Raw genomic sequence first — 23,075 nt, 5'->3', positions numbered from 1 at the left:
ATCGTGAACTCCATGAAAGAACGCGACCATCAGATCCAATCCACGGATGCGAAACCTGACGACGTTCGTGAATGGATGCCGCCTTCGCCAGTGCGTTCTGTCTTGTTTATGGTGACCTTCATCGGCTTTTGGATGTTCTACCCCTTTGGGGTTTGCGCGGGGCTGATTCATGGCATGGCCGGTGTCAACGGTGCAGATTGGTGGTGGGTATGGACCTTTCGAAGCACGGCGTTGTTGCTTGCGCTTCACTGCGTGTATGCCTTTATCACGTCACCTTGGGAAAAGCGCGGTCCCGGATACCGAGGCTATGTAGTCAACAGCGTTGCACTGATGGCGGGCATAGTTTCCCTCGTCTGGACGGGACCGGAAGTAGTCGCGGCGGCGTTCGATCCTCGGTATGGTTTTGAGTAACTTCGGAGAGTAAGTCGATGAGAGGCGTGATTCGAGTGGGCGATTCGACGGATCATGGTTGTCAGGTCCAGACTGGTAGCGAACGATCCGTGGTGATGGGGCGCGCAGTTGCTCGGGTCGGCGATCGCTGTACTTGTCAGTTGGGGCTTGGCGAATGCGAAATTCTCGAAGGCGATGAACACGTTCAGATTGACGGGCGAGCAGTTACCTTCGACGGTCACCGGACATCATGCGGTGCCGTTCTGATTTCGTCGGTATCGACGTCTGGTCGAATATAGGCAACCGCTTCGAAGAGGTTATGCGGCTCGGCGTGAGCAAAGTACCTTTGTCGGCTGAGCCGATTGATGATGGTGAATAGCGAAACAGAGTCGAATATACGAGGACGCGAATGTTGACCGCCGAGGAAAGTATCGTGCGGATCCGTTGCAAGCTCGCTGAGGCAAGCCTCACGCTACTGGACGACGAATGGCGCGGCATGGGAGGGCAGTATCGATTCCGGTGTGAGCGAGGGCATGTGTCGTCCCAGTGGGGCTCTAGCCTGATGCGATTGGTGCGAGGGCAACGGGGCACTTCGCTATGTTGCAATCGTTGTTGGACCGAAAACGTCATGAAGCGGTTACACGACATCGCCAATCAATCCGGCGGTCGGTGTCTGACTGAAACGTTTTGCGGAAAAGCTGGCCGCTGTCGATTCGTGTGTGCGGTCGGCCATGAGTTCGAGACGACGGCTGCTATCGTGTTGGGCGGCTCATGGTGCTCGAAATGCTCGAACGAGAGGCGAGCCGAGCGTCGTCGCTACGAGGGGGGATTGGCGCCGATACAGGAGCGTGCGCGAGAGCGAGGCGGGGAATGCCTGTCGACGGCTTACCACGGGCAAACCGCGAAATATCGATTCCGATGTGCTCACGACCACGAATGGGAAGTTACTGGGATCGAGGTGATGCGCAAGGCGTGGTGTCACCAGTGCTTTGTCGAGCGGCGGCGTCGGCCTGAAGGGATGGAGGAGCTTCAGCAAGCTGCCGAACGTCAGGGCGGCGCATGTCTCGCGACCGAATATTCGGGCGTGACGCACGAATATCCGTTCCAATGCGCAAGGGGCCACCAATGGTCGATGCGAGGTATCCAGATCCTCGAAGGCGGCTGGTGTGCGACATGCCGCACGGAAGAGCGGCGGCAGCGTGGACTGGAAGCAATGCGTGCAATCGCCGCCGAGCGTGGCGGAACGTGCGTGTCCGATACGTATATCGACAACAACACCAAGCTTGAATGGGAGTGCATGCGCGGCCATCGATGGTGGGCGCGGCCAAGGGTAATCACGTCGGGGAGCTGGTGCGCACAGTGTCAGTACCTTTCGCAAATCACGCGTGACGAGACGCGTCGTCGGGGTCGGTGGGAAGCAGTGCCGGCGGCAGAATGAGCGCTTGTATAAGCGTGTTTGTAGGGCAGTCGATCCGCTGTGGATGGATGCTACAAATTTGCTACAGCACAGGGCGGGAGCCTTGCTGGAAAGGCCTTGCGCTTATCATTCCATCCCCTGAACTACGGGGCGGACTGTGGGCGCGCGAGATGCCTCGTCACTGTTTCTTTGCGGCCCTGGCAGACCTGTAAAGGGGTGATTGGATAGTCGACAGACTGTTTTACATCCCTAAGCTGCCCCTGTCGTTGTATCGGATTGGTCGAAAGCAACAGCGCTGTTGTCCTGCGTCAGTCGTCTCCATCGTGGCATCCGAATGACTGGTCATGGCGCTTTGTCCCGACTGGTAATTTCGTCCAATCGATCGTCATCGACATGGCGGCGCAATTCCTGTGAACGTAAGACGAGAGCAGGCGGTAGTGTAAGACAGTGCGCGCGACGCTCCGGGCGCGGCATGACGTCTCGCCGCGTGCAACGATGACGGTGGTGCGCGTGTTTTGAACTACGCTGTATGAATGTGTGCCCGCACGCCGGCGATACCCGCGGTGCGGGTTGCACAACCCGCACCCATCGCCCAACCGACCCGCCCAGCCGACGGAGCGACTTCGCCATGATCTTCCGGCAACTTTTCGACCCGCAATCGTCGACCTACACGTATCTGCTCGCCGACAGCGCATCACGCGAAGCGCTGCTGATCGACCCGGTGTTCGAGCAGGTGCGCCGCGATGCGGCGCTGCTCGACGAACTCGGGCTGCGGCTCGTCGCGACCATCGATACGCACGTGCACGCCGATCACGTGACGGGGGCGTGGCTGCTGAAGCAGCGCACCGGCAGCGCGATCGCGATTTCGGCCGCGAGCGGCGCGCAGGGCGCCGACCGCTACCTGAACGATGGCGATCGCTGTGCATTCGGCACGCGCTACCTGACCGTACGCGCGACACCGGGCCATACGAGCGGCTGCATCAGCCTCGTGCTCGACGACGAATCGATGGCGTTCACCGGCGACTGCCTGCTGATTCGCGGCACCGGCCGCACCGACTTCCAGCAGGGCGACCCGCGCGCGCTGTATCGCGCGGTGCACGGCCGGCTCTTCACGCTGCCGGCCGCCTGCCTGCTGTATCCCGCGCACGACTATCGCGGGCTGACGGTGACGAGCGTCGGCGAGGAACGGCGCTTCAATCCGCGCCTCGGCGGCGATCTCAGCGAAGACGATTTCGCGGGCTACATGCGCAATCTCGGGCTCGCGCATCCGCGCCAGATCGACGTGGCGGTGCCCGCGAACCTGCAGTGCGGCGTCGCCGCGAACGCGCCCGACACGCAGGCGGTGCCCGATTGGGCGCCGCTCGTCTATACGTTCGCCGGTTTCTGGGAAATCGATCCGCAGTGGCTCGAGGATCACCTGCCGGCGGTGCAGGTCGTCGACGTGCGCGAGCCGGATGAATTCACCGGTCCGCTCGGCCACTTGCCCGGCGCGACGCCGATTCCGCTCGGCGAACTGACCGCGCGCACCGGCGAGCTCGCGCGCGACCGGCCGATCGTGACCGTATGCCGGGCCGGCGGCCGCTCGGCGCAGGCGACCGTGATCCTGCTGAAGGCCGGTTTCGGTGCGGTCGCGAACCTCGGCGGCGGGATGCTGCGCTGGCGCGGCGAGGGCCGCGTCGTGATGGACGGCCGGTCGTAGCGGTGCGATATCGTGCGGCGAAAAAATGTTCGGACCGGTTGTCGAATCGGCACGATGCCGTTCGTCGTCAAGGTATCCGCTCACATGGCGCGGCATGACGCGGCGCCGACACCTCGAGAGACCACGCGATGACGCCGACGCTTTACGCCCACCCCTTTTCGTCCTATTGCCAGAAGGTGCTGACCGCGCTGTACGAGAACGGCACGCCGTTCGAATATCGCGTGCTCGCACACGACGATCCGAAGCCGATGCAGGAACTGGCCGCACTGTGGCCGATGAAGCGCTTCCCGGTGCTCGTCGACGCGGGCCGCACCGTGATCGAGGCGGCGATCATCGTCGAGTACCTCGACCTCTATCATCCGGGCCCCGTGCGGCTGGTACCCGACGACCGGCGCGCGGCGCTTGAAGTGCGGACGATGGATCGTTTCTTCGACAACTATGTATCGACGCCGCAGCAGAAGGTCGTGTTCGATGCGCTGCGGCCGGAGCACGAGCGCGATGCGCGCGGTGTCGCCGATGCACGGGCGATGCTCGAAACGTCGTACGCGTGGCTGGACCGCACGATGGCCGATCGCGAATGGGCGGCCGGCGACCACTTCAGCCTCGCCGACTGCGGCGCGGCGCCGTTCCTGTTCTACGCGGACTGGACGCACCGGATCGATCCGTCGTTCGCGAACGTGATCGCGTATCGCAAGCGGCTGCTTGCGCGGCCGTCGTTCGCGCGTGCGGTCGACGAAGCGCGGCCGTATCGTCCGTTCTTCCCGCTCGGTGCGCCCGATCGCGACTGACGTGCGCAGCCGCGATCGTCGCGGCAGCGACGACGCGGGCGGCGGCCTGCGCATGGCGCGATGCCGCCGCGCAGGGCCGGCAGCGTGTGCCCGGACGTCGTGATGACAGCAGCGGATGCATCGCGGCGCCGTCCCGTTACATCGTCGTGTGCTTGACCGACCGCGCGAGCGTCAGCAGTTCGTCGAACTGCGTGATCAACTCGAAGCACAGCAGGAACGCGAGCGTATAGGCCGGTGCGGGGAAGCGCCGGATCGCCGCGAGCACCTGCGGCGCGAAGCGCGATCGAATCGCATCGCGCGTTAGCAGCCACGCGATCACGATGCCGATCGCGGCACCGGCTATCAGGTCGGTCGGGTAGTGATAGCCGAGATACGCACGCGGCACGCAGATGAACACGACCGCATACAGCAGCGCGAGTACGCCGGCGCGCCGCGCGATGATGAAGATGCCCGTCGCGATCGCCATCCACAGCATCGCGTGATCGCTCGGAAACGAACTCCAGGCCTGCAGCGTGGCCGCACGCAATTCCTCGGACGGAAAGTGCAGGTGCAGGTCGGGGTTGTAGATCGGCCGCACGCGGAACGGCAGGACTTTCGCGAGCAACCGGCCGAACGCGAGCGCGACGAGCCCGCTCGCGACCGTCGCGATGACCAGCTCGCGTTGCCGTTCGCGCTCCGGTCCCGGCTGGAACCACAGCCAGCAGAGCACGGGGATGAGCACGAAGCCCTTGAACGTATAGAGGCCGGCGATCACGCGGATCGCGTGATTCATCAGCGGTCCGAACGTGATGTGGGTGAGGAAGATCTGGATCGTGGTGTCGAAATTATTCATGTTCTGGGACCCCGGCGGACGCACGACGCATGACGTGCGGCCGGCAGGATCAGGAAGCGCGCTCGTACCGGAGCGCAATGGGGGGCAAGTATGTCATCGGTAATTTCGAAGAAAATGGGAAAAAATACCGGGAATCCCCTGAGAAAACGCGATTTCCTGGCGGGGCCGGATGGGAGCGTGCCGTGCGGCGCGGGCGTGTCGAATCATCTGACGGTTGCGCGCGGATCCCTTGGCACCGGCGAAAAATAATCGGTTGACCTAGGCAATACGTTGAGTCGTCGCGGACCTTGCGCCGGATGACCGAATGCGTTCCGCGTCTCGCACGGATCTGCCGCGCTGCGCTGCACCGCGCAGTACCGAACGAAAAATAAAAGAAAAGACGGGCAAGCCCTGCTGCCTGCCCGCCTCGCACTCGCGATGCCGAAAATTACCGACGCCACATGCGCACGGCCAGCGCCGCCAGCGACGTCGCCACGGCCAGCACGATCACCGCATTCCAGCCCAGTTGCGCGAGTAACGAACTGCCGATCGCGGCACCGGCCGCCATCCCGATGAACATGCCGACGAACAGCACCGCGTTGAGTCGGCTGCGCGACGCGGGATCGATTCGGTAGACGATTGCCTGGTGCGCGATCAGCGTGGCCTGTACACCGAGATCGAAGCCGATCGTCGCGGCGGCGAGCAGCGCGAGTTGCGCATGCGGCGTCATCAGCGGAGCGGCAGCCATCGCGGCGAACGATACCGTCGCGATTCCGATGCCGATACGCGTGACGCGCTCCGGACCATGGTGATCGGCGAGGCGTCCGGCAATCGGCGCGGCCAGTGCGCCGGCAGCGCCCGCGAGGCCGAATGCGCCGGCGGCTGCGCTGCCGAGGTGGAACGGCGCGCCGTGCAGCATGACCGCCAGCGTCGACCAGAACGCGCTGAACCCGACGGCCAGCAACCCTTGCGCGAGCGCGGCGCGGCGCAGCGCGGGATGACGGCGCCACAGTTCGCCGAGCGACCCGATCAGCGCGCGGTACGACAGCTGCGTGGTCGGCTCGAAGCGCGGCAGCCCGCGGGCGGCCACGATGCCGATGGCGGCGACGCTGGCGGCCGCGAGCGCGAACATTGCGCGCCAGCCGGCCGTTTCCGCCACGAAGCCGGCGACGACGCGCGACAGCAGGATGCCGAGCAGCAACCCCGTCATCACCGTACCGACGATGCGGCCGCGATGCGTGTCGTGCGCGAGCGTCGCGGCGGCCGGCACGACGTCCTGCGCCATTGTCGCGGTCAGGCCGATCGCGAAGCTCGCGGCCAGCAGCAGTCCGAGCGACGGCGCGACCGCCGCGAGCAGCAGCGCGACGACCAGCGCGGCGGCTTTCGTCACGATCACGCGGCGCCGGTCGAAGCGGTCGCCGAGCGGCGCGAGCAGCAGGATGCCGAGCGCATAGCCGAGCTGCGTGAGCGTCGGCACGAAGCCGATCGCACGCGCCGACGCGCCGAGATCGGGACCGAGCGCGGCGAGCATCGGCTGCGCATAGTAGAGCGGTGCGACGCCGAGACCGGCTGCCGCGGCGAGCAGCAGCACGAGCCGGCGATCGGGCATCGAGGAGGCGGCCGCGTGGGCCGGTGCATGGGCCGCGCGGGGCGCGGCGTCGAAACGGGTCGGAGTGGACATCGCGTACATCCTTGTTTGGGTAACGGATGGACGCGAGTGTGCCGACGGGCAGCCGGCCACGGTAGTGCCGTCCGGCGCAGATTTGTTATACGCTTGGCGAATGACCGAGAAAATCCCCAGCGTGCCCGCCACTGGCGGGTCTCCGCGTGTTCAGGCCGTGCCTGTCGGCGGCGCCGGCTATCGTTTCGAGCTGATGGAAACCTTCGTGCGCATAGCCGAGGCCGGCAGCCTGTCGGCCGCCGCCGCGCAACTGCACACGACGCAGCCGACCATCAGCCGGCGGCTGCAGGCGCTCGAACGCTCGCTCGGCGTGAGGCTGCTGCAGCGGACGACTCATACGATGCGGCTGACCGTCGATGGCGAGCGATGTTTCACGCGCGCGAAGGAGCTGCTGACCAACTGGGCGGCGTTCGAGGCCGACCTGCGCGGCGCGCAGGAGGAGCCCGAAGGCCTGCTGCGGGTCGCGGTCCCGCATGCGTTCGGGCAGGAGCGCTTCGTCGGGCCGCTCGCGCGGTTCCTGCGCGATTACCCGCGTGTCTCGGTGGAGTGGCTGCTGCAGGACGAGGTGCGGGATTTCGTCGGCAGCGGGATCGACTGCGCGATCCAGGTCGGCGAGCCGACCGATCCGTCCGTCGTCGCGATCCGGCTGACCAAGGTGCCGCGCTTCGTGGTGGCCGCGCCGTCCGTGCTGAACGGTGCCGACGTGCCCGTCGATCCCGACGCGCTCGCCGCGTTGCCGTGGCTCGCACTGCGCACGTATTACCGGACCGAACTGACGCTGACGCATGCCGTCACGGGCGATACGCGACGCATCGCGATTCGTCCGCGCATTACGACCGCGAATCTCTACGCGCTGCGCAGCGCGGCGCTGCTCGGTGTCGGCGCGTGCGTCGGTTCGTCGTGGATGCTGGCCGACCATCTCGCGCGCGGCGAGCTCGTGCATCTCGCGCCCGACTGGCACGCCGCGCCGTTGCCGGTCTACCTCACTTACCCGCACGCGCAGTTCTATCCGTCGCGGCTCGTGCGCTTCGTCGCGATGATGCGCGAGGCCGTGCCGCCGCTCGTCGAAGGGCGCGACGGGTAGGCGCCGTCGCGCGTGCCGTCAGCCGCGCCGGATGCCTTCGGGCAGCGCGCTGATGCGACGCACTTCGGGCGAGTCGAGCCACGCACGGGACGTGGCGCAGTCGACGAACATGTCGGTCGCATCGTCGCCCCAGAACAGGTCGCCGTCGAGTTCGAAGGTCGGCACGCCGAACACGGCGTGCGCGATCGCGTGGTCGGTGTTCGCGCGCAGGGCGTCCTTCACCGGTTGCGCGTCGACGGCCGTCACGCCTTCGGGAAAGCCGACCGCCTCGCACAGCGCGGCGAAACCCTCCGGCGTCGACACGTCCTGGCCGTCGCGCCAGATGTGCCGGAAGATCCGCCGGATCGCATCGGGCGAGTTGCCCATCGCGATCGCGAGACGCAGCGGCCGGATCGGGTTGAACGGATGCGCGGGCGGCATCCGGAACGGAATGCCGAGCTTGTCCGCGCGGTATTGCGCGTGGCGATACGTGAAGATGCGCTTCGCCGCGATCTCGGCAGGCGCCTTCTGTCCCCAGTGCGCGAGCAGCGCGCCGAGCACGATCGGCTTCGGCTCGTAGGCGGCGGCAGGCGGCAGTTGATCGAACCGTTCCTGCTGCAGGTAGGCGAACGGCGAAACGAAATCGAAATACCAGGTGGCGGTGCGCGCGGCGTTCATCGTGGGGATTCCCTTGTACGTGTCCGGACGGCGGTTGCGTGTACCGTGCCGGCGCGCGGCGCGGTGCATGCGCTGCGGCCAGTGTCGCATGCGGCCGCCTTTTGTGCTGTCCGTCGCGCCGCCGGATGCGCGTGGCCGGCTAGGGCTGCGCGGTGTCGTCCGCCGCCGCCGCGAACCGCGCGAGACTGTCGCGCACGGCCTGCGCGTCGTAGCGCGCGCCTGCACCACCGAGCGCGACGGTTGCCTTCTGCGCGAGCGGCAGCAACATCGCGAGCGCCGCGGCCATCGCCGGCGCGGCGGCAAGCCGCGATTTCGGGCCGGACACCGTCAGCGCGCCGACGCAATCGCCGGCCGCGCCGAATACCGGCACGGACGCCGACGCCGTCTCCGGGTCGCGCTCGCCGTACGACGCGGCCCACAACTGTTCGCGTACGTCGTTCCACTGCGCATCGTGCGGGTCGGTGAACGCGAGCAGCACTTTCCCGGACGCCCCCTGGCGAACCGGAAACTCCTCGCCGACCCGGATCGACACCCGCACCGTGCGCGTCGGTTCGACACGGTAGAGCACCGAGCGCATGTCGCCGTGCCGCACGTAGAACGATGCCGTTTCGCCGAGTTCGCGGCTCAGCGCCTCGAGCAGCGGTTCGACGACCGGGCCGACCCGGAACGAGCGTTGATACAGCGCGGCCAGCCGCAACGGCTCGTGTCCGACCGCGTACTGGCCGTCGTCGAGCTTGCGCACGAAGCCGCCATGCTCGAGCGCGGCGAGCAGGCGCAGGATCGTGCTCTTGTACAGCCCGGTGCGGCGGGACAGCTCCGCGAGCGACAGCCGGTCGTCGGTTTGCCCGAAAGCATGGAGGATCGCGAACGCGCGATCGAGGACGGCGACGCCGCTGGAGGTGTCGGCCGACGAATCGGGCGCTTCGTCGGGGTGATCGGCGGGAGTCGAGGTCGGGGGCACGGCTTGCTGTTCCTGTGGATGACGGTCGATCGACTATATCGTTCTGCCTGACAGAACTCAAGTTCCAAAAAATCGCAATTTCACGGGTATACCCCGCTTACCTCACGATCGACGCGTGTCTAAAGTTCCGTCTAACAGAACAATGTTCTTTCAGATAGAACTATGAGGTGACGAATGAGCGTTTCCGAATATCCGAAGGTGCTGGTCAGCGAGGTCGGGCCGCGTGACGGCCTGCAGAGCATCAAGGCCGTGATGCGGACGGCCGACAAGTTGCGCTGGATCGTGGCGCTTGCCGCGGCCGGCCTGCGCGAGATCGAGGTCGGGTCGTTCGTGCCCGCGCGGCTGTTGCCGCAGATGGCCGACGTGCGGGAAGTCGTCGCGCATGCGCTGGCGATTCCCGGGCTGCACGTCGCCGCGCTTGCGCCGAACCTGCGGGGCGCCGAAAGCGCGTTCGAGGCGGGCGTCCACAAGCTGACGTTGCCGGTATCGGTGACCGAAGCGCACTCGCTGGCGAACATCCGCAAGACGCCGGCGCAGATGATCGACGAGGTGCGCGCGATCGTCGCGCTGCGCGATGCGCGGTTTCCGTCGGTGCAGATCGAGGCGGGCGTGTCGGTCGCGTTCGGCTGCACGATCGCGGGCGCCGTCAGCGACGACGAGACGATCGCGATGGCGGCCGCGATGGCCGAATGCGGCGTCGACGAGATCGGGCTCTCCGATACGAGCGGCTATGCGAACCCGGCTCAGGTGCGCCGGCTGTTCAGGCGGCTGCAGCGCGAAGTCGGCGACAAGGCCGGCGGCGCGCACTTCCACAACACGCGCGGGCAGGGGCTTGCCAATGTCGTCGCGGCGCTCGACGCCGGCGTGACGACGATCGACGCGAGCCAGGGCGGCCTCGGCGGCTGCCCGTACGCGCCGGGGGCGACCGGCAACATCGTCACCGAGGATCTCGTGTTCCTGCTGGAGTCGATGGGGTACGACACGGGCGTCGACGTGGACGCGCTGCTCGCCGCGCGCGCGATCCTGCACGCGGCGCTGCCGGCCGAGGCGCTGTACGGCCACGTGCCGGACGCGGGGCTGCCGAAGGGCTTCCGTTATGCGGACGGCCGCGTGCCGACCGCGGCCCAGCCGGAAGGCTGCCTGACGGGAGCCGCGCAATGAACGATCGCCAACCGGCTTCGGCGCTGCCGTACGAAGGCGTGCGCGTGATCGAGATGACGCACATGGTGATGGGCCCGACCTGCGGGATGCTGCTCGCGGATCTCGGCGCGGAAGTCATCAAGATCGAACCGATCGCGGGCGACAGCACGCGTGCGCTGCGCGGTTCCGGCGCGGGCTTCTTCGGGATGTTCAACCGCAACAAGAAGAGCCTGGCGGTCGACGTGAAGGATCCGCGCGGGCTCGAGATCGTGCGGCGGCTTGTCGCGACGGCGGACGTCTTCAGCGAGAACTTCAAGAGCGGCACGATGGACCGGCTCGGCCTCGGGTATCCGGCGCTGTCCGCGCTGAATCCGCGCCTGGTGTACGTGTCGCACAAGGGCTTCCTGCCGGGGCCGTACGAACATCGCACCGCGCTCGACGAAGTCGTGCAGATGATGGGCGGCCTCGCGTACATGACGGGCCCCGAAGGCCGGCCGCTGCGTGCGGGCTCGAGCGTGAACGACATCATGGGCGGGATGTTCGGCGCGATCGGCGCGATGGCCGCGCTCGCGCAGCGCGAACGCACCGGGTGCGGCCAGCAGGTGCAGAGCTCGCTGTTCGAGAACAACGTGTTCCTCGTCGCGCAGCACATGATGCAGTTCGCGGTGACGGGGCAGGCCGCGTCGCCGATGCCGAGCCGCATTTCCGCATGGGCCGTGTACGACGTGTTCTCCGTCAAGGACGGCGAGCAGATCTTTCTCGCGGTCGTGTCGGACACGCAGTGGGCGCTGTTCTGCGACGCGTTCGGCCTGGCCGCGCTGAAGGACGATGCGCGCCTCGCAACGAACAATCTTCGCGTGCAGGCCCGCGACTGGCTGCTGCCCGAACTGCGCGCGCGGCTCGCCGCGCATTCGGCTGCGGAGATCGGCGCGACCTTCGAATCGATCGGCCTGCCGTATGCGCCGATCACGAAGCCGCAGGACCTGTTCGACGATCCGCATCTGCTCGCGACCGGTGGCCTCGAAGCCGTGACGCTGCCGGCCGATGCGAGCAGCGCCGGCCGGCCGGTCGACACGCGCACCGCGCTGCTGCCGCTCACGCTCGCGGGCGAGCGCCTGCGGTTGCGTGCAGCGCCGCCCGCGCTCGGTCAGGACACCTGCGCGCTGCTCGGCGAGCTCGGCTATACGGCGGACGACGCGCGGGCGCTGATCGAAGCGGGCGTCGTCGCGGGGCGGCACGAACACGATGCGAACGGGCTGACGCCGGGCATATCGGGCATATCGGGCATATCGGGCTTACCGGGCGCATCGGGCGCATCGGGCGCATCGGGCGATACGCCTTCGCCGAACGAAGTGGCGAGCGCGTAGCGCCGCTGCGATCCAACGAACGAACAAGGCATCCCGCCCGCGATCGCGCGGGCGCGGACTGCCGCATCCACGGAGACAACCATGACATCCGCTTCCCCGGCGCTGGCCGCCGATCGCGAGACCGACGCGTCGATCGAGCAACGAGCCGTGCGCAAGGCCGCGTGGCGCTTCATTCCGCTGCTCGCGCTCGCGTACTTCTTCAACTATCTCGACCGCACGAGCGTCGGGTTCGCGGCGCTGACGATGAACCGCGATCTCGGCCTGACCGCGACGCAGTTCGGCTGGGGCGCGGGGATCATGTTCGCGGGCTATTGCGTGTTCGAAGTGCCGAGCAATCTCGCGCTGTACCGCTTCGGCGCGCGGCGCTGGCTCGCACGCATCATGATCACGTGGGGGCTCGTGGCGGCGGCGACCGCACTCGCGACGGGGCCGACCAGTTTCTATGCGATCCGGCTGCTGCTCGGCATCGGCGAGGCCGGCTTTTTCCCCGGCGTGATCTTCTTCCTCGCCGTGTGGTTTCCGGCGAATTACCGCACGCGCGTGCTCGCCTGGTTCACGGTGTCGACACCGCTGTCGTCGCTGATCGGCGGTCCGCTGTCGACGTGGCTGCTGCAGCTCGACGGTGCGCTCGGTCTTGCCGGCTGGAAGTGGATGTTCATCGTCGAAGGGCTGCCCGCGTGCGCGCTCGGCTTTCTCGTGCTGAAGCTCCTGTCCGACTCGCCGGCCACGGCTGCGTGGCTGTCGGACGACGAGCGTACCGCGTTGCAGCGTGCGTTCGAGCGCGAAGGCGCCGCCACAGGCCGCAAGAAGCGCTTCGGCGTCGCGCTGCGCGACGTACGCGTGTACCTGCTCGCGCTGATCTCGTTCGGCTTCACGATGGGTTCGTACGGAATCGGCATCTGGCTGCCGCAAATGCTCAAGGCGCACCGGATGTCGACGATGCAGACCGGGTGGCTGTCCGCGGTGCCTTACTTCTTCGCGACGATCGCGCTGCTGTGGTGGGCGAAGCGGGTGGATCGCCGCGGCGGACCCGTCGCGAACCTCGCGATCGGGCTGGCCATCGGCGCGGTGGCGCTGGGGGTATCGACCCACTTCCTGACGCTCGGGCCCGCGCTCGTCGGCATCACGCTCGCGCTGATCGGCACGATTGCCGGACGCACGATCTTCTACACGCTGCCTTCGCGCTTCCTGTCCGGCCAGGCCGCGGCCGGCGGGCTGGCGCTGATCAATTCGATCGGCGCGCTCGGCGGATTCGCGGGCCCCTATCTCGTCGGCTACCTGAAGGACAGCTTCGGCACCTTCACGGCCGGGATGCTCGGCCTCGCGATCGTCCTGGCGATCACGACGCTGTTGACGCTGTCGCTGTACGCGTTCGACCGGAGCGAATGACATGACCCTTTCGATCAAACGACGCCGGCTGCTCGGCGCAGCCGCCGCATCGCTCGCGCTCCCCGCATTTGCCGATACGCGCACGCCGGCTGAAAACGGAGCTACCCGCATGACGACGCAAAGCAACTATCTCGCGGTACGAAACGACTGGCTCGCCTCCGCGCTCGAACCCGCGCTCGAACCGGATCTGCCGATCGTCGATGCGCATCACCACTTCTACGAGCGGCCGGGCTGGATCTACATGCTCGACGACTATCTGCAGGATGCGCGATCCGGCCACAACATCCAGGCATCCGTCTACATGCAGGCGCTGACGCGCTATCGCGACGCGGGGCCGGCCGAACTGAAGCCGGTCGGCGAGACGGCTTACGTGGCCGGCGTGACCGAGCCGCTGCAGCGGAGCGGTCCGGCCGTCGCGAAAGGCATCGTCGGGCATGCGGACCTGCGGCTCGGCGAGCGTGTGCGCGACGTGCTCGAAGCGCATCTCGACGCGGGGCGCGGACGCTTCCGCGGCGTTCGCCACCTGAGCACGTGGGACGCCGATCCGTCGCTCGCGAACCCGTTGTCGGCGGTGCCGCGCGGGTTGCTGCTCGATCCCGCGTACCGGGCCGGCGTCGCGCAGCTCGCGCCGCTCGGACTGTCGTACGACGCGTGGCTGTTCTTTCCTCAATTGCCCGAGCTGTTCGATCTGGCGAAGGCGAACCCCGACACGCGGATCGTCGTCAATCACTGCGGCGGCGTCGTGCGGATCGCGAGCTATGCGGACCAGCGGCCGGAAGTGTTCGAGCGCTGGTCGGCGTCGATGCGCGAACTCGCGCAATTGCCGAACGTATTCGTGAAGGTGGGCGGCCTCGGCATGCGAATCAACGGTTTCGATTTCGAGAAGGGTGCGCGGCCGCCGTCGTCCGCACAGCTCGCTGACGCATGGAAGCCGTGGATGCATACCTGCATCGACGCGTTCGGCGCCGAGCGCTGCATGTTCGAGAGCAATTTCCCGGTCGACAAGGGGTCGTATTCGTACGTGAACGGCTGGAATGCGTTCAAGCGGTTGACCGCGCATGCGAGCCCGAACGAGCGCGACGCGCTGTTCCGCGGGACCGTCTCGCGCGTGTACCGGCTCGGCTGACGCGTATCGTGCGCGTCGCGTTGCGGCGCATCGGGCCCTAACCCGTCTCGACCAGCGCCGCGAGCCGGGCGAGCGCCATGCGCCAGCCGGTCTCGTTGTCGGCGGCCGGCACGCCGGGCGGCACACCGTCGTGCACCGCATCGACGCGTGTGCCGCCCGCTTCGTCGGACAGCGTGATCGTGATCGTCATTGCGCCGCGCAGCATCGGATCGTCGGTTTCGAACACGTCGATTTCGACGATCCGCTCGTCGGGTACGAGCGTCACGAAGCGGCCATGATAGGTGTCGGTGTGCGCGGTGGTCTTGCCCGTGTCGTCCGACGATTCGTCGTAGCTCAGCGACACGCGCAGCGCGCCGCCTTCGCGCGCGTCGTATGCGTAGACGCGGCACGTCATGCCGTCGGGCACCTTCCATTGTTCGACCGCATGCGGGTCGAGCAGCGCGCGGTAGACGCGCCCGCGCGGCGCGTTCAGGTGCCGGCTGACCCGGGTCGAATGCGTGTGCATGTGCAGCATGTCGCCTCCCGCGGAACGCGCGCGACGGTGCACGGCGGGTGCGGGCGTGTCGTCACGCTTCCTTCAGGAATCCTAGGCGCGCGCGCGGCGGCATGCAATCGGACCGAACACGGACCGAACACTCGCTCGGATTCAACCCAACGCAGCCGCGAATTCGTCGAGCTGCGTGATGCAGATGTTCCAGCCTTCGAAGAACCCGAGTGCCTCGTGACGCTCGCGCGTCGCCGCGTCGGGATGCATCACGCGCGCCTCGTAGCGGCAGCCGGCGTCGTCGTCTGCCATCGTGATGATCGCCGTGAAGCCCATCCAGGGCACCTGCGGCCGCCAGCCGCCCGTGAGCATCGACGTGAACGCGATCCGCGCTTGCGGCACGATTTCGAGGAAACAGCCGGGGTTGTCGCTCGTGCCGCCGTCGGGGCCGCGCATGAACGTGTGGAAGGCGCCCCCCGGGCGCAGGTCGAACGCACGTACTTCGGTGATCCACGGTTTCGGGCACCACCATTCCTTCAGCAGTTCGGGGTCGGTCCACGCGCGCCAGAGCGCCTGGCGCGGCGCGCGCAGCGTGCGGGTGATGACGAGGTCATGGGCTTCGGCGGGGTCGACGTGGCTGGCTGACATGGGCTTGCTCCTCCTGGTGGCGGCGTTCGACGAATTCCACGAGACGATCGGTGCGCGCTTCCCACAGCGCGCGCTGCGCGGCGAGCCACTGCTCGGCTTCCGCCAGCCGGCTGCCGACCAGCTCGCAGGTGCGCGAGCGGCCGTCTTTCCGGGTCTGGACGAGGCCGCTGCGCTCGAGCACCGCAACATGCTTCATGAACGACGGCAGCGCCATGTCGAACGGCGCTGCCAGTTCCGACACGGTCCGCCCGCCGTCGCCGAGCGCGCTGACGATCGCGCAGCGCGTCGGATCGGCGAGTGCGTGAAATACGTCGTCGATGCCGGGTTGAAAGTTAGCCATGCGGCTAAGTATAGGCAATGCAGCGGGAATTTTCACCGCGTAGCATGATGGGGCGGTAACGCGCGCCGACCCGGCGCCGCGTTGCCTGGCACCGGCCGTCGTTGCACACGCATCGCGCGCACGCCGGTGTTCCTTTGGGATCCCGGCAGGCGCATGCCACCGAACGCGTGCCGCCCGCCTGATTGCCGGAGAAGATATGACCGAATCCGTGACCGTTCGCCGTGTCGACGCGAGCGAAGCGCATGCGTGCATCGACGCGCTGGCCGACGTGCTGATCGATTGCGTCGAAGGCGGCGCGTCCGTCAGCTTCATGCTGCCGATCGCGCGTTCGACGGCCGTCGCGTTCTGGACGCGCGTGGCCGACGGCGTCGCGAGCGGCGAGCGGATCCTGCTCGTCGCGGAGGACGCCATCGGCCGGATCGTCGGCACCGTGCAGGTCGTGACCGCGCAGCCGGAGAACCAGCCGCATCGCGCGGACATCGCGAAGATGCTCGTGTCCCGCCATGCGCGGCGCCAGGGGGTCGCGGCGCGGCTGATGGCGGCCGCCGATGAAGCCGCGCGCGACGCCGGCAAGACGGTGCTCGTGCTCGACACCGTGACGGGCGGCGATGCCGAGCGTTTGTACGAGCGGGCGGGCTGGCAGCGCGTGGGCGTCGTGCCGAACTATGCGCTGATGCCCGACGGCGCGCTGTGTGCGACGACGTATTTCCACAAGCAGCTCGTGTAACGGGTCGCGATCCGGCTCGCGATCGACACGCGTGAGGCGGAGCGGGGCCGCAGGCCCGAAGCCGCGCGGAAAGGAAAAGCCGGCCGGCGGCAGTGCGGCTCCGATATATTCGTGCTGGAACGCGCCGCCACAGCACGACTAAAAGCCAGCACAACGCCACAAAAACGCCACCGGAATCGCCGCCTCGATGAAACGCTCCCATGTCGCCTTTGCCCTCACGGGCCTGCTCGTCGCGCTGCCGATCGCCGCGTACGCGCTCGTCAAGCCGCTGCGCGTCGTCGCGCCCGCGCTGCTGCCCGGCGTGTCATGCCCGAGCGCGGACATCTGCACGGACGATGGGGCGAAGCTCGGCGCCGCGCAGCAGCTCTATCGCGACGGCTACGCGCGCGCGGCGGCGGCCGTGGGCGCGTTTCGCGACGCACCGCGCGTCGTGTTCTGCTCGACGCGCGAATGCGCCGACAAGTTCGGTCTCGGCGATCGCGCGGCCCTGACGCTCGGGAATTTCGGCGTGGTCGTCGCGCCGCGCGGCTGGCAGACCTACTTTCTCGCGCACGAACTGATCCATCACCGTCAGGCGGAAGTGCTCGGCAACCTCGCGGTCGCGACCAAGCCGCGCTGGCTGATCGAAGGGATGGCGTATGCGCTCAGCGACGATCCGCGCCATCCGCTGAAGGAACCGTTCGAGTCGTGGCGCACGCAGTTCGCAGCGTGGCATGCCGCGCTGGGCCAGCAGCCGCTGTGGGACGCCGCGCGGGCCGTGGAATAGCGATCGCGCGCGGCGGGCGTCTGCCGCCGTGCCGCTATGTCGTTATGCCGACACGGCCGGATCGTCGGGCTGCCCGACGAGCGTGCGCCGCCCCGCGTCGAGGATCTCGTCGGCCAGCGCCGGATCGGTGCCGGCGATCGCGCGCGACAGCACGAGCGCGCCGACCATCTGGCTGAAGGCGGCGATCGCGTCGCGGCGCGTGTCGGCCGCGGCCGGGCCTTCCGCGGCCACCATCCGTTCCAGCCGGTCGAGATACGCGGCGACACCGTGCGCGTAGCAGGCGCGTGCCGCGTCGGTCAGGCGTGGCGCGTCGCCCGCGAAGCCGGACAGCGGGCAGCCGGCTTCGACGTTGTCGCGATGCGCGGTCGACAGGTACGACGTCACCTGTTGCGCGACGCTGCCGCCGCTCGGCGAATCCGCGCGGTCCTGCATGGCCTTCTCCATCACCGCGGCGACCAGCGCATCCTTCGATTTGAAGTGGTTGTAGAAGCCGCCCTGCGTGAAGCCGGCTTCCTTCATCAGCTCCGTCAACCCCACCGCGTCGACGCCGCGCACCCGGAACAGCCGCTCGGCGGCCGCGACGATCGCGTTGCGGTTTTCGGCAGCCTGTTGTCTCGAGACGCCCATCGATTCCTCCCTCATTCCGGTAATTGCGTCGATTGAAAAACACAATGGTGATCACCATTGACGTGCCGAAATCGCGCTGACACAATGCATCGCAAAGACAATGGTGATCGACATTGACATCAAGTGTAGCCGACTTCGCGAACGAAGCGAAGCGACCGGCGCGGCACGGATGGACGTCGGTCCGGGTCTTGGGTGCGAAGGGGGCGGGCGGCGGTCCAGCCAGTCTTCCGGCACCGTCGGAGCAACGGTTCGGTACGCGATGGCAGCGTGGTTTTTCACCGGATCCCGAGTGCGCGGCGAACCGGCGCGAACGGAATCCCTACTCGAAAGGAACGATCATGAAGATCGAAGGTGCAGTCGTTTTCGTCACGGGCGCGAACCGCGGGCTTGGCCTCGAGTTCGCGAAGCAGGCGCTCGAACGCGGGGCGCGGAAGGTTTATGCGGGTGCGCGCGATCCGGCCAGCGTGACGCTGCCGGGCGTGGTGCCCGTGAAGCTGGACGTGACCGATCCGGCGGCGGTCGCCGCGGCTGCCGATGCCGCCCGCGACGTCACGCTGCTGATCAACAACGCGGGCATCGCGCGGCTCGGCAGCCTGACCGACGACGGCGCGGTCGACGCGTTGCGCGATCACCTCGAAACCAACGTGTTCGGGATGCTGGCGATGTCGCGCGCATTTGCGGGCACGCTCGCCGGCCACGGCGGCGGCGCGATCCTGAACGTGCTGTCCGTCGCGAGCTGGGTGAACCGGCCGATCCTGTCGGGCTACGGCGTGTCGAAGTCGGCCGCGTGGGCGCTGACCAACGGGTTGCGGCATTCGCTGCGCGAGCAGCGCACGCAGGTGGTCGGGCTGCATGCCGGCTTCATCGATACGGATCTGACGCGCGGTCTCGACGTGCCGAAGGCGACGCCGGCCGACGTCGTGCGCCAGGCGTACGACGCGATCGAATCCGGGGCGGAGGAGGTGTCCACCGACGACTTCACGCGGGAGGTGAAGGCCACGCTGTCGGCCGGTGTGTATCTGGACGAGGCGACGCCGCTCTGACGTCGCCTGTGAAAGACGGCCCGCCGCCCGCACCTGCGCGCGGCGGGTCCGGCCGTCAGGCCGTGGTGTCGATGATGCCCGGGATCTTCACGTCCGGGTTCACGTCCGCGTCGTAGTCGACGCCGGCGATCTCGAAGCCGAACAGGCGCAGGAACTCGGTCTTGTAGCCGGCGAAGTCGGTCATCTCGTACAGGTTCTCGTTCGTCACCTTGTCCCACATCGCGACGACCTTGCCCTGCACTTGCGGATCGAGTTCCTTGTAGTCCGCGCGCAGACGGCCTTCTTCGTCGATGTGCGGCGTCGCGCCGTACAGGCTGTCCTTGAACAGGCCGTACACCTGCTCGATGCAGCCTTCGTGCGTGCCTTGTTCCTTCATCACCTTGAACAGCAGCGAGAGGTAGAGCGGCATCATCGGGATCGCCGAGCTTGCCTGCGTGACGACGGCCTTCAGCACCGACACGCGTGCATCGCCGCCGTGCGCGGCCAGCTGGTCGCGGATCGACAGCACCTTCTTGTCGAGATCCTTCTTCGCTTCGCCGATCGAGCCGTTCCAGTAGATGTCGTGCGTGATCTGCTCGCCGAGGTACGTGAACGCGGTCGTCTTCGCGCCGTCGGCCAGCACGCCGGCTTCAGCGAGCGCGTCGATCCACATCTGCCAGTCCTCGCCGCCCATCACGGCGACGGTGCCGTCGATCTCTTCCTGCGTCGCCGGCTCGAGCGACACCTCGCGGATCACTTCCTTGTCGGTATCGAGGCCGCGGAACGTGACCGACTTGCCGACCGGCTTGAGCGTCGAGCTGATGGTTTCGCCCGTCTTCGGATGCGTGCGGCGCGGTGCCGCGAGGCTGTAGACGACCAGGTCGACCTTGCCGAGATCCTGCTTGATGGTATCGATCGTGACCTGCTTGACCTTGTCGGAGAATGCGTCGCCGTTGATGCTGCGCGCATAGCGCCCCTTTTCCGCGGCGAACTTCTCGAACGCGGCGCTGTTGTACCAGCCGGCCGTGCCCGGCTTCGTTTCGCTGCCGGCGCGCTCGAAGAACACGCCCAGCGTGTCCGCGCCCGAGCCGAATGCGGCCGAGATCCGGGCGGCGAGGCCATAGCCGGTCGACGCGCCGATCACGAGCACCTTCTTCGGGCCGTTGGCGATCGGGCCGTGCGAAGTCACGTAGTCGATCTGTTCCTTGACGTTGGCTTCGCAGCCGACCGGATGAGTCGTCACGCAGATGAAGCCACGCACGCGCGGTTTGATGATCATGGAAACCTCTAGTCAGAAAGGCGCGGACGGCCTGAAATCGGAAAAATCCCGCGCATTGTAATGGATGCGGGCGGGCACGGCGGGAAAGGCGGGCGGTGACGGCGGTCGCGATCGCCCGGGGGCGGACCGCCAACGTGGCGATTCGCATGGACGCCAGTTATTTCTCTCTTGACAGAAATAACTGAAAAAACTAAATTTCCCGACATGGAACTCACACCGATTGCCGAACGATTCATCCTCCACTGGGGCGAAATGGGCTCGCGATGGGGCGTCAACCGCACCGTCTCGCAGATTCACGCGCTGCTGTACCTGGCCGGGCGGCCGGTCGCGGCCGACGAGATCGCCGAGACGCTCAACGTCGCGCGCTCCAACGTCAGCACGAGCCTGAAGGAACTGCAGGCGTGGCGGCTCGCGAAGGTCGTGCACGTGCTGGGCGATCGCCGCGACCATTTCGAGACGTCCACCGACATCTGGGAACTGTTCAAGCTGATCGTCGAAGGGCGGCGGCAGCGCGAGATCGAACCGACGCTCACGGTGCTGCGCGACTGCCTGACGAGTCCCGAGATCGCCGATGAAAGCCGCGAGACCGAACAGCGCATCCGCGACACGCTGCAGTTCGTCGAGACGCTCACGACCTGGTCGGACGAGATGCTGCGGCTCAAGCCCGACACGCTGATGAAGGCGCTCGGCATCGGCGCGAAGATCAGCCAGACGGTCAGGCGCAAGTCGTCGAAGTAAGCGGTATCGGACGTGCGGGCACGCAGCCCGCTTTTTTTGGAGTTGTTATTTCTGTCGTTACAGAAATAACTGTAAATAGAGGATGAAAATGAACAGGCCCATGCTGTCGATCCGCCGGCATGCCGCATCGCGGAGTGCGACATGAACATCCTCGTCTGCGGCGCGAACGGGTTCATCGGGCGGGCGTTGGGCGCGCGGCTCGAAGCTGGCGGCCATCGCGTGCTGCGCGGCGTGCGGCATGCGGTCGGCCCGCACGACGTCGCGATCGATTTCGCGAAGGATGTCGATCCCGATGCGTGGCTCGTCCGGCTGGATGGCGTCGACGTCGTGATCAATGCGGTCGGGATGCTCGCCGACCGGCGCGATGCGACGTTCGACTCCGTGCATCGTGCGGCGCCCTGCGCGCTCTTCACGGCATGCTGCCGCACCCGCGTGCGACGCGTGATCCAGATCTCGGCGCTGGGCGTCGAGCGCGGCGATACGCCGTATTTCGCCAGCAAGTACGCCGCCGACACCTTCCTGCAGACGCTGCCGCTCGATTACCGGATCGTGCGTCCCGCGCTCGTCTACGGGGCGGCCGGCACGTCGGCACGGTTCTTCCGGATGCTCGCGAGCCTGCCCGTGCACGCATTGCCGGCGGGCGGCCATCAGCGGCTGCGCCCCGTGCATGTCGACGATCTCGCCGAGCTCGTCGCGCGGCTCGTCGATTCGCCGGAGGCCGGCAACCCGGTCATCGACGCGGTCGGTGCCGATGAAGTCGAGTATCGCGAGATGCTGGGCGTCTATCGTGCCGCGCTGGGTTTCCCGCCGGCGGCCCGCATTGCGCTGCCGGGCCCGCTGGTCGGCGCGGCAGCCGCGCTGCTCGGCACGATGCCGGGCGCGATGCTGACCCGCGATACGTGGACGATGCTGCGCGGCGGCAACACCGGCGATCCCGCGGCGCTTGCGGCCGTGCTCGGCCGGCCGCCGCGCGGGCTGCGCAGTTTCATCGGCGCGGACGCGATCATGCTGCGCCGCGACGCGCTCGCGATGTGGCATCGGCCGCTGCTGCTCGGTGCGCTTGCGATCGTCTGGATCTGGACGGCCATCGTGAGCGCCTTTGTCCACCCGCTGAGCGACAGCCTCGCGATGCTCGCCCGCGTACACCTGAGCGGGCTGCCCGCGCTGATCGCGCTCTACGCGGCATGCGCGCTGGACTTCGCGTTCGGCGTGGCGACCGTTGCCGCGCCGTCGCGCCGTCTGTGGGCCGCGCAGGGCGCGCTGATCGTCGCGTATTCGGCCGTCATCGCGGTCACGATGCCCGGCCTGCTCGCCGAGCCGTTCGGCCCCGTGCTCAAGAACGTGCCGATTCTCGCGATCCTGTCGATCCTGTTTTCTGAAGAAGAACAAGCATGAACACCTATCTCGTCATCAAGACGCTGCACATCCTGTCCTCGGTGCTGATGGTCGGCACCGGCTTCGGCACCGCGTTCTACCTGTTCTTCGCGAATCGCACACGCTCGGTGCCGGCGATCGCCGCCGTGTCGCGCCTCGTGGTGCGCGCGGACTGGTGGTTCACGACGCCGGCCGTGCTGTTCCAGCCGGCGTCCGGACTGTGGCTCGCGCATACGGCCGGCTGGCCATGGCAGACGCCGTGGCTCGTCGCGTCGATCGTGCTGTATGCGATCGCGGGCGCGTGCTGGCTGCCGGTCGTATGGCTGCAGATCGAGCTCGCCGGGATGGCGAAGCTCGCGCATGCAAACGGCGACGCCGCGCTGCCGGCGCGCTACTGGCAGTATGCGAAGCGCTGGGAACGGCTCGGCTATCCGGCGTTCTTCGCGATGCTGGCCGTCTATTTCCTGATGGTGCTCAAGCCGATGTAAGCGGGGCAGCGTGCCGGCACACCGATTTCGCGTGCGGGCCCTGTCGATTTCCGTGCGCTCGTGTATAAATTC

The 23,075-nt window shown here is 67.3% G+C and carries 25 protein-coding genes; 16 read left to right on the top strand and 9 right to left on the bottom strand.

The window, feature by feature from the left end; translation table 11 throughout:
* The first annotated feature begins 12 nt into the window (after positions 1–12).
* From AC1Z3W_RS00675 to AC1Z3W_RS00655, 5 genes are all read left to right on the top strand, one after another.
* On the top strand, positions 13–411 hold the full coding sequence (locus AC1Z3W_RS00675) for an alpha/beta hydrolase family protein (RefSeq protein ID WP_124832651.1): 399 nt from the start codon (positions 13–15) through the stop codon (positions 409–411).
* Positions 412–428: 17 nt separating this feature from the next.
* The gene (locus tag AC1Z3W_RS00670; RefSeq protein WP_124832652.1) at positions 429–689 is read left to right on the top strand and encodes a PAAR domain-containing protein; all 261 of its coding nucleotides are present in this window, start codon (positions 429–431) and stop codon (positions 687–689) included.
* Between the two features lie 329 nt (positions 690–1,018).
* On the top strand, positions 1,019–1,828 hold the full coding sequence (locus tag AC1Z3W_RS00665; RefSeq protein WP_124832653.1) for a hypothetical protein: 810 nt from the start codon (positions 1,019–1,021) through the stop codon (positions 1,826–1,828).
* Positions 1,829–2,435: 607 nt separating this feature from the next.
* Positions 2,436–3,506 carry an MBL fold metallo-hydrolase gene (locus AC1Z3W_RS00660; RefSeq protein WP_057925610.1) on the top strand — a complete coding sequence of 357 codons (1,071 nt, stop codon included), beginning with the start codon at positions 2,436–2,438 and terminating at the stop codon, positions 3,504–3,506.
* Between the two features lie 128 nt (positions 3,507–3,634).
* On the top strand, positions 3,635–4,294 hold the full coding sequence (locus AC1Z3W_RS00655) for a glutathione S-transferase family protein (RefSeq protein WP_124832654.1): 660 nt from the start codon (positions 3,635–3,637) through the stop codon (positions 4,292–4,294).
* A 136-nt stretch (positions 4,295–4,430) separates the two neighbouring features.
* Here the strand turns inward: AC1Z3W_RS00655 and AC1Z3W_RS00650 are convergent, their stop codons facing one another.
* Together AC1Z3W_RS00650 and AC1Z3W_RS00645 are read right to left on the bottom strand one after the other, a co-directional pair.
* Entirely contained in the window at positions 4,431–5,126 is a 696-nt protein-coding gene (locus AC1Z3W_RS00650; protein ID WP_483506634.1) for a phosphatase PAP2 family protein, read from the bottom strand.
* Positions 5,127–5,553: 427 nt separating this feature from the next.
* Entirely contained in the window at positions 5,554–6,786 is a 1,233-nt protein-coding gene (locus AC1Z3W_RS00645; RefSeq protein ID WP_057925723.1) for an MFS transporter, read from the bottom strand.
* A 100-nt stretch (positions 6,787–6,886) separates the two neighbouring features.
* Here AC1Z3W_RS00645 and AC1Z3W_RS00640 point away from each other — a divergent pair, with 100 nt between their 5' ends.
* Entirely contained in the window at positions 6,887–7,870 is a 984-nt protein-coding gene (locus tag AC1Z3W_RS00640) for a LysR family transcriptional regulator (RefSeq protein WP_057925613.1), read from the top strand.
* Between the two features lie 18 nt (positions 7,871–7,888).
* On the opposite strand, the gene AC1Z3W_RS00635 is transcribed toward AC1Z3W_RS00640, so the two are convergent.
* Positions 7,889–8,527 carry a 2-hydroxychromene-2-carboxylate isomerase gene (locus tag AC1Z3W_RS00635; protein WP_057925614.1) on the bottom strand — a complete coding sequence of 213 codons (639 nt, stop codon included), beginning with the start codon at positions 8,525–8,527 and terminating at the stop codon, positions 7,889–7,891.
* 139 nt (positions 8,528–8,666) lie between these two features.
* Complete coding sequence (locus tag AC1Z3W_RS00630; RefSeq protein WP_057925615.1) at positions 8,667–9,488, bottom strand: IclR family transcriptional regulator; 822 nt, start codon at positions 9,486–9,488, stop codon at positions 8,667–8,669.
* Positions 9,489–9,662: 174 nt separating this feature from the next.
* Here AC1Z3W_RS00630 and AC1Z3W_RS00625 point away from each other — a divergent pair, with 174 nt between their 5' ends.
* The 4 genes from AC1Z3W_RS00625 (at position 9,663) to AC1Z3W_RS00610 (ending at position 14,510) form a co-directional block, all read left to right on the top strand.
* On the top strand, positions 9,663–10,649 hold the full coding sequence (locus tag AC1Z3W_RS00625; RefSeq protein WP_175826410.1) for a hydroxymethylglutaryl-CoA lyase: 987 nt from the start codon (positions 9,663–9,665) through the stop codon (positions 10,647–10,649).
* Positions 10,646–11,995, top strand: a complete 1,350-nt coding sequence (locus tag AC1Z3W_RS00620) for a CaiB/BaiF CoA transferase family protein (protein WP_483506632.1) — start codon at positions 10,646–10,648, stop codon at positions 11,993–11,995. Before AC1Z3W_RS00625 ends, AC1Z3W_RS00620 begins: the two co-directional genes overlap by 4 nt.
* Positions 11,996–12,076: 81 nt before the next feature.
* Positions 12,077–13,384 (top strand): MFS transporter, encoded by a 1,308-nt coding sequence (locus AC1Z3W_RS00615; RefSeq protein ID WP_483506631.1) that lies wholly within the window; start codon positions 12,077–12,079, stop codon positions 13,382–13,384.
* Position 13,385: 1 nt separating this feature from the next.
* Complete coding sequence (locus AC1Z3W_RS00610) at positions 13,386–14,510, top strand: amidohydrolase family protein (protein WP_057925619.1); 1,125 nt, start codon at positions 13,386–13,388, stop codon at positions 14,508–14,510.
* Between the two features lie 37 nt (positions 14,511–14,547).
* Here AC1Z3W_RS00610 and AC1Z3W_RS00605 read toward each other — a convergent pair whose 3' ends face one another.
* From AC1Z3W_RS00605 to AC1Z3W_RS00595, 3 genes are all read right to left on the bottom strand, one after another.
* Positions 14,548–15,024 (bottom strand): SRPBCC family protein, encoded by a 477-nt coding sequence (locus AC1Z3W_RS00605; protein ID WP_057925620.1) that lies wholly within the window; start codon positions 15,022–15,024, stop codon positions 14,548–14,550.
* Between the two features lie 132 nt (positions 15,025–15,156).
* Positions 15,157–15,642: an SRPBCC family protein gene (locus tag AC1Z3W_RS00600; RefSeq protein ID WP_057925621.1), complete on the bottom strand. Its 486-nt coding sequence runs from the start codon at positions 15,640–15,642 to the stop codon at positions 15,157–15,159.
* Positions 15,605–15,982 carry an ArsR/SmtB family transcription factor gene (locus AC1Z3W_RS00595; protein WP_057925622.1) on the bottom strand — a complete coding sequence of 126 codons (378 nt, stop codon included), beginning with the start codon at positions 15,980–15,982 and terminating at the stop codon, positions 15,605–15,607. The genes AC1Z3W_RS00600 and AC1Z3W_RS00595 overlap by 38 nt, the downstream gene beginning before the upstream one ends.
* A 196-nt stretch (positions 15,983–16,178) precedes the next feature.
* Between AC1Z3W_RS00595 and AC1Z3W_RS00590 the strand changes: the two genes are divergently transcribed.
* Both AC1Z3W_RS00590 and AC1Z3W_RS00585 read left to right on the top strand, forming a co-directional pair.
* A complete protein-coding gene (locus tag AC1Z3W_RS00590) occupies positions 16,179–16,709 on the top strand; it encodes an N-acetyltransferase family protein (protein ID WP_483506629.1) in 531 nt (176 codons plus the stop codon).
* 187 nt (positions 16,710–16,896) lie between these two features.
* Positions 16,897–17,475, top strand: a complete 579-nt coding sequence (locus tag AC1Z3W_RS00585) for a hypothetical protein (protein WP_057925624.1) — start codon at positions 16,897–16,899, stop codon at positions 17,473–17,475.
* A 42-nt stretch (positions 17,476–17,517) separates the two neighbouring features.
* On the opposite strand, the gene AC1Z3W_RS00580 is transcribed toward AC1Z3W_RS00585, so the two are convergent.
* On the bottom strand, positions 17,518–18,102 hold the full coding sequence (locus AC1Z3W_RS00580; protein WP_483506628.1) for a TetR/AcrR family transcriptional regulator: 585 nt from the start codon (positions 18,100–18,102) through the stop codon (positions 17,518–17,520).
* Positions 18,103–18,440: 338 nt separating this feature from the next.
* Here AC1Z3W_RS00580 and AC1Z3W_RS00575 point away from each other — a divergent pair, with 338 nt between their 5' ends.
* Positions 18,441–19,145, top strand: a complete 705-nt coding sequence (locus AC1Z3W_RS00575) for an SDR family oxidoreductase (RefSeq protein ID WP_057925626.1) — start codon at positions 18,441–18,443, stop codon at positions 19,143–19,145.
* A 55-nt stretch (positions 19,146–19,200) separates the two neighbouring features.
* Here AC1Z3W_RS00575 and fabV read toward each other — a convergent pair whose 3' ends face one another.
* A complete protein-coding gene (gene fabV / locus AC1Z3W_RS00570; RefSeq protein WP_124832664.1) occupies positions 19,201–20,403 on the bottom strand; it encodes an enoyl-ACP reductase FabV in 1,203 nt (400 codons plus the stop codon).
* Positions 20,404–20,607: 204 nt separating this feature from the next.
* Between fabV and AC1Z3W_RS00565 the strand changes: the two genes are divergently transcribed.
* The 3 genes from AC1Z3W_RS00565 to AC1Z3W_RS00555 all read left to right on the top strand — a co-directional run bounded on the left by AC1Z3W_RS00565 (position 20,608) and on the right by AC1Z3W_RS00555 (position 23,003).
* A complete protein-coding gene (locus tag AC1Z3W_RS00565) occupies positions 20,608–21,141 on the top strand; it encodes a GbsR/MarR family transcriptional regulator (RefSeq protein WP_006760784.1) in 534 nt (177 codons plus the stop codon).
* 141 nt (positions 21,142–21,282) lie between these two features.
* On the top strand, positions 21,283–22,536 hold the full coding sequence (locus AC1Z3W_RS00560) for an SDR family oxidoreductase (protein ID WP_057925628.1): 1,254 nt from the start codon (positions 21,283–21,285) through the stop codon (positions 22,534–22,536).
* Positions 22,533–23,003 (top strand): DUF2269 family protein, encoded by a 471-nt coding sequence (locus tag AC1Z3W_RS00555; RefSeq protein WP_057925629.1) that lies wholly within the window; start codon positions 22,533–22,535, stop codon positions 23,001–23,003. Before AC1Z3W_RS00560 ends, AC1Z3W_RS00555 begins: the two co-directional genes overlap by 4 nt.
* Positions 23,004–23,075 lie beyond the last annotated feature (72 nt).

Source organism: Burkholderia sp. 10_S31 (assembly GCF_056930375.1).
Note: the sequence above shows the minus strand (reverse complement) of the source record. Positions and strands in the feature narration are given on the sequence as shown.